The organism is Mycolicibacterium vaccae NBRC 14118 = CIP 105934 (assembly GCF_001552715.1).
GTDB lineage: Bacteria > Actinomycetota > Actinomycetes > Mycobacteriales > Mycobacteriaceae > Mycobacterium > Mycobacterium vaccae.
Window position 1 is genome coordinate 14,570 of record NZ_BCRS01000071.1, and the last position, 15,066, is coordinate 29,635.

14 protein-coding genes are annotated in these 15,066 nt (G+C 69.5%); 9 read left to right on the top strand and 5 right to left on the bottom strand.

Annotated elements, in window-relative coordinates; genetic code table 11:
• Position 1 precedes the first annotated feature (1 nt).
• Both glgX and sucT read right to left on the bottom strand, forming a co-directional pair.
• A complete protein-coding gene (glgX, locus tag MVA01S_RS15155) occupies positions 2-2,149 on the bottom strand; it encodes a glycogen debranching protein GlgX (protein ID WP_040542236.1) in 2,148 nt (715 codons plus the stop codon).
• Positions 2,149-4,344 (bottom strand): acetyltransferase SucT, encoded by a 2,196-nt coding sequence (gene sucT / locus MVA01S_RS15160; protein ID WP_040542146.1) that lies wholly within the window; start codon positions 4,342-4,344, stop codon positions 2,149-2,151. The genes glgX and sucT overlap by 1 nt, the downstream gene beginning before the upstream one ends.
• A gap of 23 nt (positions 4,345-4,367) precedes the next feature.
• Here sucT and MVA01S_RS15165 point away from each other — a divergent pair, with 23 nt between their 5' ends.
• The 4 genes from MVA01S_RS15165 (at position 4,368) to MVA01S_RS15180 (ending at position 8,145) form a co-directional block, all read left to right on the top strand.
• The gene (locus MVA01S_RS15165) at positions 4,368-5,669 is read left to right on the top strand and encodes an adenosylmethionine--8-amino-7-oxononanoate transaminase (RefSeq protein ID WP_003932004.1); all 1,302 of its coding nucleotides are present in this window, start codon (positions 4,368-4,370) and stop codon (positions 5,667-5,669) included.
• A 123-nt stretch (positions 5,670-5,792) separates the two neighbouring features.
• A complete protein-coding gene (locus MVA01S_RS15170; RefSeq protein ID WP_003932005.1) occupies positions 5,793-6,935 on the top strand; it encodes an 8-amino-7-oxononanoate synthase in 1,143 nt (380 codons plus the stop codon).
• Positions 6,932-7,612 carry a dethiobiotin synthase gene (gene bioD / locus MVA01S_RS15175; RefSeq protein WP_003932006.1) on the top strand — a complete coding sequence of 227 codons (681 nt, stop codon included), beginning with the start codon at positions 6,932-6,934 and terminating at the stop codon, positions 7,610-7,612. Before MVA01S_RS15170 ends, bioD begins: the two co-directional genes overlap by 4 nt.
• The gene (locus tag MVA01S_RS15180) at positions 7,612-8,145 is read left to right on the top strand and encodes a 2'-5' RNA ligase family protein (RefSeq protein WP_003932007.1); all 534 of its coding nucleotides are present in this window, start codon (positions 7,612-7,614) and stop codon (positions 8,143-8,145) included. Before bioD ends, MVA01S_RS15180 begins: the two co-directional genes overlap by 1 nt.
• On the opposite strand, the gene MVA01S_RS15185 is transcribed toward MVA01S_RS15180, so the two are convergent.
• The gene (locus MVA01S_RS15185; protein WP_003932008.1) at positions 8,129-8,722 is read right to left on the bottom strand and encodes a TetR/AcrR family transcriptional regulator C-terminal domain-containing protein; all 594 of its coding nucleotides are present in this window, start codon (positions 8,720-8,722) and stop codon (positions 8,129-8,131) included. The two genes, MVA01S_RS15180 and MVA01S_RS15185, sit on opposite strands and share 17 nt — an antisense overlap.
• A gap of 96 nt (positions 8,723-8,818) precedes the next feature.
• Between MVA01S_RS15185 and bioB the strand changes: the two genes are divergently transcribed.
• Genes bioB through MVA01S_RS15200 form a run of 3 tightly spaced genes read left to right on the top strand, consistent with a single transcriptional unit; the run spans position 8,819 to position 10,753 of the window.
• A complete protein-coding gene (gene bioB, locus MVA01S_RS15190) occupies positions 8,819-9,814 on the top strand; it encodes a biotin synthase BioB (protein ID WP_003932009.1) in 996 nt (331 codons plus the stop codon).
• Positions 9,815-9,827: 13 nt separating this feature from the next.
• Positions 9,828-10,064, top strand: a complete 237-nt coding sequence (gene bsaP / locus MVA01S_RS15195) for a biotin synthase auxiliary protein BsaP (protein WP_040542238.1) — start codon at positions 9,828-9,830, stop codon at positions 10,062-10,064.
• Between the two features lie 17 nt (positions 10,065-10,081).
• Complete coding sequence (locus MVA01S_RS15200) at positions 10,082-10,753, top strand: DUF2567 domain-containing protein (RefSeq protein ID WP_040542148.1); 672 nt, start codon at positions 10,082-10,084, stop codon at positions 10,751-10,753.
• Here MVA01S_RS15200 and MVA01S_RS15205 read toward each other — a convergent pair.
• Both MVA01S_RS15205 and MVA01S_RS15210 read right to left on the bottom strand, forming a co-directional pair.
• Positions 10,689-12,041, bottom strand: a complete 1,353-nt coding sequence (locus MVA01S_RS15205; RefSeq protein WP_003932012.1) for a lipase family protein — start codon at positions 12,039-12,041, stop codon at positions 10,689-10,691. The genes MVA01S_RS15200 and MVA01S_RS15205 overlap by 65 nt on opposite strands.
• A 42-nt stretch (positions 12,042-12,083) precedes the next feature.
• Positions 12,084-12,788 carry an NUDIX hydrolase gene (locus tag MVA01S_RS15210; RefSeq protein WP_003932013.1) on the bottom strand — a complete coding sequence of 235 codons (705 nt, stop codon included), beginning with the start codon at positions 12,786-12,788 and terminating at the stop codon, positions 12,084-12,086.
• A gap of 47 nt (positions 12,789-12,835) precedes the next feature.
• Here MVA01S_RS15210 and nadA point away from each other — a divergent pair, with 47 nt between their 5' ends.
• Both nadA and MVA01S_RS15220 read left to right on the top strand, forming a co-directional pair.
• Positions 12,836-13,879, top strand: coding sequence for a quinolinate synthase NadA (gene nadA / locus MVA01S_RS15215; RefSeq protein WP_003932014.1), 1,044 nt, complete (start codon positions 12,836-12,838; stop codon positions 13,877-13,879).
• A gap of 23 nt (positions 13,880-13,902) precedes the next feature.
• Positions 13,903-15,066, top strand: a 1,164-nt coding sequence (locus MVA01S_RS15220) for an L-aspartate oxidase (RefSeq protein WP_435405978.1), incomplete at its 3' end; no start/stop codon positions are given.

The window sequence follows — 15,066 nt, forward strand, 5'->3', positions numbered from 1 at the left end:
GTCAGGCCGTCTTACGCAGCACGAGGAGCGAGTGAGCCTCCAGCGAGATCGTCTGCCCGGCAACCACTTCCAGCGTGCTTACGCCCTGCGGTTCGGCGGTGTCGATGGCGCCGGTCCACTCCTTGGCGTAGTCGCCGTCGGGCACCACGAAATCCAGCGGTTCGTCGTGGGCGTTGAAGCACAACAGGAACGAGTCGTCGGTGACGCGTTCACCGCGTTCGTCGGGAGCCGGGATGGCCTCGCCGTTGAGGAAGACCGAGATGCATTCGAAGCCCGAACCCCAGTCCTGCTGCGTCATCTCCTGCCCGGACGGGTTCAGCCAGGCGATGTCGCGCACCTGATCGCCGGTGCGCAGCGGCTTGCCCTCGAAGAACCGCCTGCGCCGGAACACCGGATGGTCCTTGCGGAACTTGATTACCCTGCGGGTGAATTCGACCAGATCGGCGTTGGTGTCACACAGTGACCAGTCCATCCAGGACAGCTCGGAGTCCTGGCAGTAGACGTTGTTGTTGCCCTGCTGGGTGCGGCCCATCTCGTCGCCGTGCGCGATCATCGGCGTGCCCTGCGAGAGCATCAGCGTGGCCAGGATGTTGCGCATCTGCTTGCCGCGCAGCGTGCGGATCTCAGGGTCGTCGGTCGGCCCCTCCACACCGCAGTTCCACGACCGGTTGTGGCTCTCGCCGTCGCGGTTGTCCTCGCCGTTGGCCTCATTGTGCTTCTCGTTGTAGGACACGAGGTCGTTGAGGGTGAACCCGTCATGGCAGGTGACGAAGTTGATGCTGGCGGAGGGCCTGCGGCCCGTCGCCTCGTAAAGGTCCGACGACCCGGTCAGCCGGGACGCGAACTCGCCTAGGGTTGCGGGCTCTCCCCGCCAGTAATCACGCACAGTGTCGCGATACTTCCCATTCCATTCGGTCCACAAACCTGGGAAATTGCCGACCTGATAACCACCTTCACCGATGTCCCACGGCTCGGCGATCAACTTCACCTGGCTGATGACGGGATCCTGCTGGATGATGTCGAAGAACGCCGAGAGTCGGTCGACGTCGTAGAACTCGCGGGCCAGTGTCGAGGCCAGGTCGAATCGGAACCCGTCGACGTGCATGTCGATCACCCAGTACCGCAGCGAGTCCATGATCAGCTGCAGCGTGTGCGGATGGCGGGCGTTGAGGCTGTTGCCGGTTCCGGTGAAGTCCTTGTAGAGGCGGAGATCGCCGTCGAGCAGACGGTAGTAGGCGCCGTTGTCGATGCCGCGGAAGTTGATCGTCGGGCCCAGGTGGTTACCTTCGGCGGTGTGGTTGTAGACCACGTCGAGGATCACCTCGATCCCGGCTTCGTGGAACGCGCGCACCATGGTCTTGAACTCGGCGACCGCGCCGCCGGCGTTGCGGTTGGCGGCGTACTGGTTGTGCGGCGCGAAGAACCCGAAGGTGTTGTAGCCCCAGTAGTTTCGCAGCCCGAGGTCGAGCAGCCGGTGGTCGTGCATGAACTGGTGCACCGGCATCAGTTCGATCGCCGTGACGTTCAGCGACTTCAGGTGGTCGATGATCACCGGGTGGGCGAGACCGGCATACGTGCCGCGCAGTTCCTGCGGCACCCCGGGATGGGTCTGCGTCATGCCCTTGACGTGCGCCTCGTAGATCACCGTCTCGTGGTAGGGCGTGCGGGGCGGGCGGTCCGAACCCCACTGGAAGAACGGGTTGATGACCACGCTGGTCATCGTGTGACCCAGTGAGTCCACGCGCGGCGGCACCCCGCCGCCGGCCGGATCCTCGGCCTGCAGATCGTAGGAGTACAGCGCCTGGGAGAAGGCGAAGTCGCCGTGGAACGACTTGCCGTACGGGTCGAGCAACAGCTTGCTGGCATCGCACCGGTGCCCGGCGCCGGGATCCCACGGCCCGTGCACCCGGAACCCGTACCGCTGGCCGGGGGTCACCGTGGGCAGATAGCAGTGCCAGACGAAGCCGTCGACCTCCTCGAGTTCGATGCGCTGTTCCCGGCCGTCCTTGCCGATCAGACACAATTCGACACGTTCGGCGACCTCGGAGAACACCGAGAAGTTCGTTCCCGCACCGTCATAGGTGGCGCCGAGCGGATAGGAGTCACCGGGCCAGACCGCATGGACGGACGAGCCCTCGGTGGGGGGCATCAGCCGGACCACCAGCCGGTGGCCGCGCCGATCTGGCGGCCCAGCTCATCGGTCATGGTGCGCATGTACGTCGACGAGATGTGGTGCGCATCGTGGTACACCAACACGTTTCCCTCCACCGCCCGGCAGTAGTCGACACGACACACTGCGTCGGTCATGTCCAGCGGCTTCAGCAGCGGGAACCGCTTGACGTAATCCAGTGTCGGGTTGCGATCAGACAGTACTTCGGATCTCTCGATGCCGCAGGAGACGGCGTCGCCGCCGTCGGAGAGGCAGTCAGACGGGAAGAACGGTTCCCCGTCGCGCACCATCCACGGGGTGTCGCGCATGGCCAGCACCGGAATCCCGTTGTCCGACAGCTCCTGCCAGATACCGAGATAGCTCGAGGGCATCACGTCGCCCGGCTTGATGTTCCACGGACGGGTGGAGGTGGTGAAGACGTAGTCAGGGTGGTCGGCGATGATCTTGGGCAGCACCCGGTCGTTCCATTCCCGGCACTTGGGATAGGGATTGTTGTTCCCCATCACCAACGGCGTCTCCTCGGTGGTCAGCGGGCAGCCCATCTTCAGGTAGGTGACGACCTTGAAATTGTGCAGCCGGCCGAGCAGGTCCAGCGCGGTGATCCAGTGCTCGGCGTGCGAGCCGCCGGCCAGCGCGATGGTGCGGGCGGCCGCCCTGTCGCCGTAGGTGCAGTTGATGATGCCGACGTTGTCGAAGTCGCTGATGCAGCCGTCGACGGTGGACTGCGGGATGTCGTTCTTGGCTTCGAGCGCTGTCGGGCGCATCGGCAGCTGCGGCACCCTGGCGTTCTCGACCAGCGCCCGCGCGCCGGGGTAGTCGCGGGTGGACAGCACCGACAGTTCCTTGCCGTTGGCGCGCAGCACCGTGACGTGTTCGCGCCAGGTGAACGACGTCGCGGTCAGCGCCACCGCCAGCAGCGCGACGGCAGAGCCCAGCACGATCGTGGGCCGGCGCAGGCGCGACCACAGCGACACGGCTCGGACCGGGCCGGTGGCCGCAGCCGAGCTGCGCACCCGCAGCGGCTCCTCGACGTAGCGGGTGGTCAACCACGCGAGCACGCCCGATACCAGGAGCACCGACGCGCCTTCGATGAAGTTGACCCGCGAGCTGCCGGTGTAGGCCAGGTAGAAGATCAGCAGCGGCCAGTGCCACAGGTACAGCGAGTAGGCCATCGCGCCGAGCGCCACGAAGGGCCTCGATGCCAGCAGCCGGTTCGGTGCCGGGATCCGCCCCGCCGTATACGGATCGGCGTAGCGGTTGGCCGCGGTCAGGATGAACAGCAGTGTCGCGCCGACCGGGACCAGCGCCCACGGGCCGGGGAACTCGCGCACCCCGTCGATCAGCGCGCCGCAGGACAGGATTGCGCCGAGAGCGACGACGGCGAGCACGGTGCGCAGCCACATCGGACACCGCACATAAGGCACCACCGCGCCCACCAGCGCGCCGAGCAGCAGCTCCCACGCGCGGGCGAAGCTGTCGTAGTACGCCGTGGCCTGGTCGATGTTGTGCGCGTTGACGGCGTGGATGAACGACGCGACGGTCAGCGCGCTGAGCAGGATGACGAACGCCACGCGCGCGTGCCTGCCGAAGACGCGGCGGAACAACCACGCCGACAACATGATCAACGCCAGGAATGCGATGTAGAACTGGCCCTGCACAGACATCGACCAGATGTGCTGCAGCGGGCTGACGGTCTCGCCGGCGCGCAGGTAGTCCGACGCGGTGCGGGCCAGCTCCCAGTTCTGGTAGTAGCCGAGGCTGGCCAGGCTCTGGTCGGCGAAGGTCTCCCAGCGTGTCTGGGGCTGGATCAGCACCGTCAGCACGGCGGACACGGCCAGCACCACGACCAGCGCGGGCAGCAGTCGCCGGATCAGCCGGGTGACCTCCGGCACCGGCCGCAGTGCGACTCCCGGGGTCAGCGCGCCGCGCAGCAGGCGTCCGCCGAAGAAGAAGCCCGACAGCACGAGGAAGACGTCGACGCCGCCGGAGACCCGGCCGAACCACACGTGGAACACCGCGACAAGCGCGATGGCCACGCCGCGGAGACCGTCCAGATCGTGCCGGTAGAAGCCCGAATTGCGGGTGCCCATCCCCGCACCACGCGCCGGGCGCGCTGCCGAAGTAGGGCCCGGGGCTCTCGTCGATGCCGGCCGGGCGGGGGCGAGGGTCATCATGGTCGACGGCTAATCTACCGAAGGTGCCTGCGATGACGCCTATCGAGATCAGCGCCGTCGACGCCGCTCACATCTGGCATCCGTACAGCCCGATCGGTGCGGATGCGCTCGCGCCGGTGGTCGCCGTCGGCGCGCGCGGAGCATGGCTGACACTGGCCCATCAGGGCCGCGAGGTCGAGGTGCTGGACGCGATGGCGTCCTGGTGGACCGCGGTGCACGGGCACGGCCACCCGGTGCTCGACGCGGCGATCACCCGTCAGCTCGCGACGATGAACCACGTCATGTTCGGCGGGCTCACCCACGAACCCGCGGCGCGGCTGGCGCAACTGCTCGTCGAGGTCACCCCCGACGCACTGCAGACGGTGTTCTTCAGCGACTCGGGGTCGGTGTCGGTGGAGGTGGCGGTCAAGATGGCGCTGCAGTACTGGCGCAGCTCCGGCCACACCGCCAAGAGCCGGTTGATGACGTGGCGCGGCGGCTATCACGGCGACACGTTCACACCGATGAGCGTGTGCGACCCACAGGGCGGCATGCACGAGCTGTGGACCGGGAAGAACTCGCTGCTCGCCGACCAGGTGTTCGCCCCGCCGGTGCCCGCCACCTACGACCCCGACTACGTCGACGCGTTCGAAACGCAACTGGCCGCCCACGCCCACGAGCTGGCGGCGGTGATCGTCGAGCCCGTCGTGCAGGGCGCAGGCGGGATGCGTTTCCACGATCCGCGGTACCTGGGCGACCTGCGGCGCATGTGCGACGAGCACGGGGTGCTGCTGATCTTCGACGAGATCGCCACCGGGTTTGGCAGGACCGGGGCGATGTTCGCCGCCGACCACGCCGGGGTGTGCCCCGACATCATGTGCGTCGGCAAGGCTCTGACCGGCGGGTATCTGACGCTGGCCGCCACGCTGTGCACGCGCGCGGTCGCCGAGACGATCAGCGACCACCCGCCGGGGGCGTTGATGCACGGCCCGACGTTCATGGCGAACGCGCTGGCCTGCGCGGTGAGTGTGGCCTCGGTCGAGTTGCTGCTCGCCACGGACTGGCAGACGCGGGTGCAGAGCATCGCGGAAGGACTCCGCGAAGGTCTGGCGCCGGCCGCGGAATTGCCGCACGTCATCGACGTCCGGGTGCTCGGCGCGATCGGGGTGATCGAGCTGGACCGGCCCGTCGACCTCGCTGTGGCGACACCGGTCGCGATCGAGCACGGGGTCTGGCTGCGCCCGTTCCGGAACCTGATCTATGTGATGCCGCCCTACATCTGCACCGCCGCGGACATCGCCCAGATTGCCTCGGCGATGATCGCGGTCACGCGTGCATTAACCTGAACGGTGTTCAATGGTCGGCTCGCCGACGTGTTCAATGGTCGGCTCGCCGACGTGTTCAATGGTCGACTCGCCGACGTCTTCACCAGTCGGCCAGCCTGATCGAATCCTTCCAGGAGGAGCGCCGTGACCCGCGTGGATCTTTCGCCGTTGGCCTGGCTCGACGCAGTTGAAGCCCAGCGGCGCGCCGCCGGGTTGCGCCGGTCGCTGCGCACCCGCCCGCCGGTGGGCGCCGAGCTGGACCTGGCCTCCAACGACTACCTCGGGCTCTCCCAGCATCCGCGGGTGATCGACGGCGGTGTCGCGGCGCTGCGCACCTGGGGTGCCGGATCCACCGGATCGCGCCTGGTCACCGGCAACACCGAGCTGCACGAGACCTTCGAGTCCGCGCTGGCGGCGTTCGTCGGTGCCGAGTCCGCGCTCGTGTTCTCCGCGGGTTACACCGCCAACCTCGGCGCCGTCGTCGCGCTGTCGGGCCCGGGCTCCCTGCTGGTCTCCGATGCGCTGACCCACGCGTCGCTGGTCGACGCCTGCCGGTTGTCGCGGGCGCGTGTGGCGGTCACCCCGCACAACGACGCCGCCGCGGTCGAGCACGCGCTGGCCACCCGGTCGGAGGACCGCGCCGTCGTGGTCACCGATTCGGTGTTCTCGGCCGACGGGGACCTCGCGCCGCTGCGCGAACTGCACGCCGCGTGCCGCAGGCACGGCGCCCTGCTGATCGTCGACGAGGCACACGGTCTGGGCGTGCGGGGGACCGGTGGCCGCGGACTGCTCGAGGAGGTCGGGTTGGCCGGCGCCCCCGACGTCGTGATGACCACCACGCTGTCCAAGGCGCTGGGCAGCCAGGGCGGGGTGGTGCTGGGCCCGGCCGCGGTACGCGACCACCTGATCGACGCAGCCCGTCCCTTCATCTTTGACACCGGTCTGGCGCCCGCCGCGGTCGGCGCCGCTCACGCCGCGCTGGAGGTGTTGATCGAGGAACCCTGGCGGGCAGAGCGTGTGCTTGACCACGCCGCGACGCTGGCCTCGATCTGCGCGGTGCCCGACGTGCCGACGTCGGCCGTGGTGTCGGTGATCCTTGGCGAGCCCGAGGTTGCGTTCGCCGCCGCCGTCGCCTGCCTCGACCGCGGAGTCCGGGTCGGCTGCTTCCGCCCGCCCACCGTGCCCGCGGGCACGTCCCGGCTGCGGCTGACCGCACGGGCGTCGCTGACCGAGGACGAGATGACGCTCGCCCGAGAGGTCCTGACCGACGTGCTGGCGCAGGCATGAGTGTCCTGGTGGTCACCGGGACCGGCACCGGGATCGGCAAGACCGTCGCGACTGCGGCGCTGGCCTGCCATGCACGGCTGGCCGGGATCGACGTCGCGGTGTGTAAACCCGTGCAGACCGGTACCCGCGACGGCGACGACGACCTTGCCGAGGTGGCCCGGTTGGCCGGGATCACCGATCTGCATTCGCTGGCGAGGTTCCCCGAGCCGCTCGCGCCCCTTGCGGCCGCACAGCGGGCCGGCGGCGTGCTGCCCGAGCGCTCCGAGATTCTCGACCTCGTCGCGGCGGCGTCTCGCCCCGGCCGGCTCACCCTGGTCGAGGGCGCGGGCGGGCTGCTGGTCGAGATCGGTGCCGGTGGAACGACGCTGCGCGACGTCGCCGCCGACCTCCGGGCGCCGGTGCTGACGGTCGTCGCGCCGGGCCTGGGCACGTTGAACCACACCGTGCTGACGTTGGAGGCGTTGGCGCACCGGGGGATCGCCAGTGCCGGTCTGGTTATCGGCGCATGGCCGGCCCGACCCGGGGTCGCCGAGATCGACAACCGGGACGCGTTGGCGCGCCTCGGCCCGGTTCGCGCCGCGCTGCCGGCAGGGGCCGGGTCGCTCGGCGCCGTCGACTTCGAGCGCCTCAGCTCCGACGCATTCGACCGGAGCTGGGTGTCGGGTCTGGCCGGCTGATGGTGCACTCTGTCGAGCTGCTGTTCGACGCCGGGACCGAGGCCGCGGTACGCGAGATGTGGGAGGAGTTGTCCCAGGCCGGGATTCGCAGCATGGCCGGGCACCGGTCGCCGACCAACCGGCCGCACGTGACACTGACCGTCGCCGAGGACATGGACGGCGCCGTCGACCGCGCGCTGGCCGACGTGCTCGCCCGGTTGCCGCTGCACGGCGTCCTCGGCGCACCGATGCTGTTCGGTGCCGGCCGCGCCGTCACCCTGGTGCGGCTGCTGGTGCCGAGCGTCGAACTGCTCTCGTTGCAGGCCGACGTGTATCGGACCTGTCTGCCGCACATGCCGAAAGGTGCGCTGCCGCACGCGGATCCGGGCCGGTGGACGCCACACGTCACGCTGGCGCGCAGGGTCCCGGTCGATCAGCTGCCGGCGGTGTTCGCGCTGCGTCCGCTGACTCGTGACATTCCCGTCGCGGCGGTGGGGTTACGGCACTGGGACGGCGACGAACGCGTCGAACATGCGATCACCCGGGCGGGGTAGTCCGCGCCGCCCCGGCGGCGGTGTGCGCGGCGATGCCGTCGACGAGCAGCCGCAGCCCGAACGTGAACCGGGCACTGGGATCCTCGGTCCACACCGTCTGCACCACGTCGGCGCCTGCGGCGTCCCACTGCAGGCGCGACTGCTCGTCGACGGTGAAGCCGAGCACGTAGTACAGCACGGTGCGGGCGGCCAGTTCGGCCTCTGCGGAACCGACGCCGGCATCGGCGACCGCGTCGCTGAGCCTACCGAGCAGACGCATCATGGCCTCGGACTGGCCGGCCGCGAAGCTGGCCGACACCAGCTCGGCGCCGTCGGTGTGCGAGAGCAACGCATTGCGCAAGTGCGTACAGGTGGCGTCGATCCGGGCACGCCAGTCGCCGTCGACGTCCGCGACCGGCTCCAGAATGCGGTCGGCCACCGCGCCGAGCAGCTGCTGCTTGTTCTCGAAATGCCAGTACAGCGCGCCGGCGGACACGTTGAGCTCGCGGCCCAGCCGCCGCATCGACAGGTCGGCGATGCCGTAGTCGTCCAGCAGCCGCGTCGCCACGTCGACCACGTCCCGTTTGTGAAGCTGCACACCCTTACCCTAACCTGAACGGTGTTCAATTTACCGGCTCGCCGGTGATTACCAGTCACCGGCGCCGGTGATTACCAGTCAAGAGGAGACGATCTGGTGAGCGACATTCTGGCAGTGGCACGTGAACAGGTACTCGGGCGGGGCGAAGGTCTCGACCAGGCCCAGACCCTGCAGGTGCTACAGCTGCCGGATGACCGCCTCGACGACCTGCTGGCACTGGCCCACGAGGTGCGGATGGCCTGGTGCGGTCCCGACGTCGAGGTCGAGGGCATCATCAGCCTCAAGACCGGCGGTTGCCCGGAGGACTGCCACTTCTGTTCGCAGTCAGGGCTTTTCGCGTCCCCGGTGCGCAGCGCCTGGCTGGACATCCCGAGCCTGGTGGAGGCGGCCAAGCAGACCGCCAAGACCGGCGCCACCGAGTTCTGCATCGTCGCCGCCGTCCGCGGACCCGACGAGCGGTTGCTCGCGCAGGTCGCCGCCGGAATCGAGGCGATCCGCAACGAGGTCGACATCCAGATCGCGTGCTCGCTGGGCATGCTCACCCAGGAGCAGGTCGAGCGGCTCTCGGAGATGGGCGTGCACCGCTACAACCACAATCTGGAGACCGCGCGGTCGTTCTTCACCAACGTGGTCACCACGCACTCGTGGGAGGAGCGCTGGGGCACCCTGCAGATGGTCCGCGAGGCCGGCATGGAGGTGTGCTGCGGCGGCATTCTCGGCATGGGGGAGACGCTGGAGCAGCGCGCCGAGTTCGCCGCGAACCTCGCCGAGCTGGACCCGCACGAGGTGCCGCTGAACTTTCTCAACCCGCGTCCGGGCACCCCGTTCGGGGATCTCGAGGTGCTTCCGGCTTCCGAGGCGCTCAAGGCCGTCGCCGCGTTCCGGCTCGCGCTGCCGCGCACCATGCTGCGGTTCGCCGGCGGCCGGGAGATCACCCTCGGCGATCTCGGGGCCAAAAAGGGCATCCTCGGCGGCATCAACGCCGTCATCGTCGGCAACTACCTGACCACCCTGGGCCGCCCGGCCGAGGCTGACCTGCAGTTACTCGACGATCTGCAGATGCCGATCAAGGCGCTCAACGCGACCCTGTAGAACCGATCAGGTGATGGTCACCGACAGCACAGAGCTGCCAGCACCGGTCGGTGCGGGCGTCTACAACGTCTATACCGGCGCGCAGGCGGGCAGCGCCGTGCCCACCGCGGCCCAACTCGGTCTGGAACCCCCGCGGTTCTGCGCCGCCTGCGGCCGCCGGATGATCGTGCAGGTCCGCCCCGACGGCTGGTGGGCGAAATGCTCCCGGCACGGGCTGGTGGACTCCACCGACCTGGACCTGTACCGATGAGCGGCCATACTGCCGCCATGGCGGCCACCTCGGACGCCGCGGACACCGCCGCGCCCACGGTCTCCCGGACCAGGGCGCTGGCGACCGTCGTGGCCGGCCTCGCGGCGGCGGGGGTGCTGATCGGCGCGTTGTGGGCGTGGTTGGCACCGCCGATTCACGGGGTGATCGCGCTGACGCGCGGCGGCGACCGCATCAAGGCCTATCTGGGCGCCGAGGCCGACCACTGGTTCACCTCGGCCGCCCTGATGATCGGCATGCTGTCGGTGCTCGCCGTGGTGGGCGCGGTGCTGGTGTGGCAGTGGCGGGCGTACCGCGGACCGGGCATGGTCGGCGCGCTGACGCTCGGTTCGGTGGCGGCTGCCGCGACCGCGTCCGGCGTCGGCGTGCTGGTCGCGCACCTGCGCTACGGGGGCATCGACATCGCCGGGGCGCCGGTGTCCGAACAGCAGCGGGTGCACTACATCGTCGAGGCGCCCTCGGTGTTCTTCGGCCACTCGCCGCTGCAGATCGCGTTGTCGCTGCTCTATCCGGCAGCGGTCGCCGCGCTGGTGTACCTGCTGGCGGCCGTGGCGACCCCTCGCGACGACCTCGGCGCCTGGCCGCCGGTGGAATACCCCGACGTGCCTACTGGTCGAACCGTGACAGGGGCTGGCGTTCCACCCGTCGTCCCAACATCACCTTCGCCGTGATCTTGCCCAGGGTGAGCATGCCCCGGTAGGTGGACGGGTTCAGCAGCGTCGGCCACTTGGTGCGGCTGATGTGGGTGCGCAGCGGCCGCCCGGCGAACCGGTCGCGCAGCCAGCGCAGCGTCATCGGCGCCGACATCGGGTGCAGCAGAAGGTGTTCGCTGAACATGTCGCGGTGATAGGTGACGCTGGCGCCGCCGTTGGTGTAGGTCTCGGTGAGCTCGTCGATGTCGTCGACGGAGATGATCCGGTCGTGCACGGCCTGGACGATGAGCACCGGCACCTGCGGCGCGGCGGTGCCGAGCTTGATGCTGTCGAAGACGTGCTGCACCTCGGGGGTCTGCAGGATCTCCTCCAGCGGGCGGTCGACCATGTCGGCCATGTCCCGGCCGACGAGACGGAGCATCGCGTGCGCGGTGGTCATCTTCTCGATGCGGGCGAGCATCGCCTTGCCGTCCTCGGTCGCGTGCGCCTGGATGATGCGGTGGAGGTCGGGATAGATGTGGGTGAGCGCGGCGACCACCATGGCCGGCAGCCCCGAGTAGATGCTGCCGTTGAGGCGACGGAACGCGTGGCCGAGATCGCCGACCGGCGAACCCAGGACCGCGCCGACGACGTTGAGGTCGGGGGCGTAGGTGTGCTGCACCTCAGCGGCCCACGCCGAGGCCAGGCCGCCGCCGGAGTACCCCCACAGGCCGACCGGGGCGTCCTGGGCGAGTCCCAGCGCCTCGTGGCTGAGCGCGGCGCGCACGCCGTCGAGGACGTGGTAGCCGGGTTCGAAGGGCGCACCCCACATGCCGGCGGTGCCCTCGTGGTCGGGCACCGACACCGCCCAGCCCTCGGCCAGCGCCGCGGCGATCAGTAGGAACTCGAACTGAGCGACGGCGCCGACGGCTTTGGCGCCGCGTCGCAACGCGTAGGACGGGAAGCACCGCCCGGCCACCGCGTCGATCGCGCACTGGTAGGACACGATGGGTACGGGCCTGCCCGGGGCGCGCTCGGCCGGCACCACCACGGTGGTCGCCGCGGCCTGAGCCTCGCCATGCAGGTCGGTGCTGCGGTAGAGCAGTTGTGTGGCGTGGAATTGCTGCGGAATCACCCCGAGGAAGGCCAGCTCCACATCGCGCGAACGCAGCACGGTGCCGGGGCGGGCGTGCTCGAACCCCGCGGGCGGCTGGTAGAACGGATCTTCGGCCGGCACGACTGGCCGTGACTTGGGCTGGAGTGGTTCGTGGGGCGGCTGACCGATCCATTCGGCGCCGGTCGACCGCGCCACGTTGCCCAAGTCCATCTAGGCATTGTTACTTAAGAATGCTTTAAGAAGCTAGCCGACTCACCCGGGGGGACGCAGCGCGGCGAACTCGTCGGTGACGCGGTAGTGCGAGTCGGTGAACCGGTAGAGCGCGGCCGGACGTCCGCCGCTGCGGCCCGAACGCGCCACGGTTCCGGTGCGGGTGATCACCTGGCGGCGCTCCAGCACCCGCTGCAGGTTGGTCGCGTCGACGGGGTGCCCGAGTGCGGCGCTGTAGATGTCGCGCAACGTCGACAGCGCGAATTCCGCAGGCGCCAAGCCGAATCCGATGTTCGTGTAGGACAGTTTGGCGACCAGGCGGTTGTGGGCGTGCTCGACCATCGGGCCGTGGTCGAAGGCCATCGTGGGCAGGGCGCTGACCGGGTGCCAGCGGGTGTCCGGGGGCAGTTCCGGCGTCGCGGGGGAGGGCACCAGGCCCAGGAACGTCGACGCGATGGTGCGTGAACCGGGGACGCGGTGTGGGTCGGAGAACACGGCCAGCTGCTCGAGGTGAGCCAGCTCGCGCAGGTCCACCTTCTCGGCGAGTTGGCGGCGGACGGAGCTGGTCATGTCCTCATCGGGTCCCAGCCGGCCACCGGGCAGCGCCCACCGACCCTTCTCGGGATCGAGTGCCCGCTGCCAGAGCAGCACGTGAAGTGCGGGTTTACCGGTGGGCACCGGTGGCGCACCCTGGCGCACCTGGAACACCACAGCCAACACTTCGTGCTCGGTGTTAGTATGTGCCATGTTTTCGATTGTAAGTCGAAAACCTCGATAACGTGAAGGAGTCAGCGATGACGGTGCTCGCTGGGATGTTCGACGCAGAACTGACGGCCCGGATCGTGGACGGCCCGGACGGCTTCTCGGGAGTCGACGGGGACGACGCGTGGGCGGCCGAGGTCCGCCGCCTGCTCGACCTGCGGGGCGCGACGCTGCTCGCGCACAACTATCAGCTGCCGGCCATCCAGGACGTCGCCGACCATGTCGGGGATTCGTTGGCGCTGTCGCGGATCGCCGCCGAGGTCCCCGAGGACACCATCGTGTTCGCCGGTGTGCACTTCATGGCCGAGACGGCCAAGATCCTGTCGCCGCAGAAGACGGTGCTGATCCCCGATCAGCGGGCCGGCTGCTCGCTGGCCGACTCGATCACCGCCGACGAACTGCGCGCCTGGAAGGCCGAGCATCCCGGGGCCGTGGTGGTCTCCTACGTCAACACCACCGCCGCGGTGAAGGCCGAGACCGACATCTGCTGCACCTCGTCGAACGCCGTCGAGGTGGTCGCCTCGATTCCCGAGGACCGCGAGGTGCTGTTCTGCCCCGACCAGTTCCTCGGGGCGCACGTCCGGCGGATCACCGGCCGCACGAATCTGCACGTGTGGGCCGGCGAATGCCATGTGCACGCCGGCATCAACGGCGAGGAACTCGCCGACCAGGCCCGAGCTCATCCCGACGCGGAACTGTACGTCCACCCCGAATGCGGTTGCGCCACTTCGGCGCTGTACCTCGCCGGCGAGGGCGCGTTCCCCGAGGACCGGGTCAAGATCCTGTCCACCGGCGGCATGCTCGACGCCGCGCGCCACACCGGCGCGCGACAGGTACTGGTGGCCACCGAGGTCGGGATGCTGCACCAGTTGCGCCGCGCCGCACCGGAAGTCGACTTCCGGGCGGTCAACGACCGGGCGTCGTGCCGGTACATGAAGATGATCACCCCGGCTGCCATGCTGCGCTGCCTGGTCGAGGGCGCCGACGAGGTCCACGTGGACCCCGAGGTGGCGGCGGCCGGCCGGCTGAGTGTGCAGCGGATGATCGAAATCGGGCAGCCCGGCGGCGGGGAATGACACCGGCATGCGGCGGAGCCGGGATGTGGCGCCGCCGCGCCGACGTGGTCGTCGTCGGTACCGGGGTCGCCGGACTCGCCGCGGCGTTGGCGGCACACCGCCGTGGCCGCAAGGTGGTGCTGCTGAGCAAGTCCGGTGAGACCGCGACGGGCTACGCCCAGGGCGGCATCGCGGTGGCCTTGCCGGACACCGACGATTCGGTCGACGCCCACGTCGCCGACACGCTGGCCGCAGGTGCCGGGCTGTGCGACCCGGACGCGGTGCGCTCGATCGTGGCCGACGGCTACCGCGCCGTCTCCGAACTGGCGGGTCTCGGAGCCTGTTTCGACGAATCCGCGCCGGGACGGTGGGCGCTGACCCGGGAAGGCGGGCACACCAGGCGCCGCATCGTCCACTCCGGCGGGGATGCCACCGGCGCGGAGGTGCAGCGCGCGCTCGACCGTGCCGCGGCGGTCCTCGACATCCGGCGGGGCCACGTCGCACTGGATCTGCTGTACGACCGCGGCGCGGTGGCCGGGGTGTCGGTCCTGAGCGCGGATGGACCCGGTGCGGTCTACGCGCCGTCGGTGATCCTCGCGACCGGCGGTCTCGGTCACCTGTACTCGGCCACCACCAACCCGGTCGGCTCGACCGGCGACGGCGTCGCCCTGGCGATGTGGGCCGGGCTGCCGGTCGCCGACCTCGAGTTCATCCAGTTCCATCCGACGATGCTGCACACCGGCCGTGGTGTCGGTCGCCGTCCGCTGATCACCGAGGCCCTGCGTGGCGAGGGAGCGAGAATTGTTGATGCACAAGGAGCTTCCGTGACATCCGGAGTGCACCCGATGGGGGATCTGGCGCCGCGTGACGTGGTGGCCGCAGCGATCGAGGCGCGGTTGTCCGCGACCGGGGATGAGTGTGTCTACCTCGACGCACGGGCGGTCCGCGATTTCGCGGCCCGCTTCCCGACCGTCAACGCGGCCTGCCTACGGGCGGGCATCGATCCCACCCGGACGCCGATCCCGGTGGTTCCCGGCGCGCACTACAGCTGCGGTGGTGTGGTGACCGACGCACACGGGCGCACCGACGTCGTCGGCCTCTTCGCGGCAGGAGAGGTGGCCCGAACCGGAATGCACGGCGCCAACCGCCTGGCCTCCAACAGTCTTCTCGAAGGCCTCGTGGTCGGCGGTCGTGCGGGGGAGGCGGCC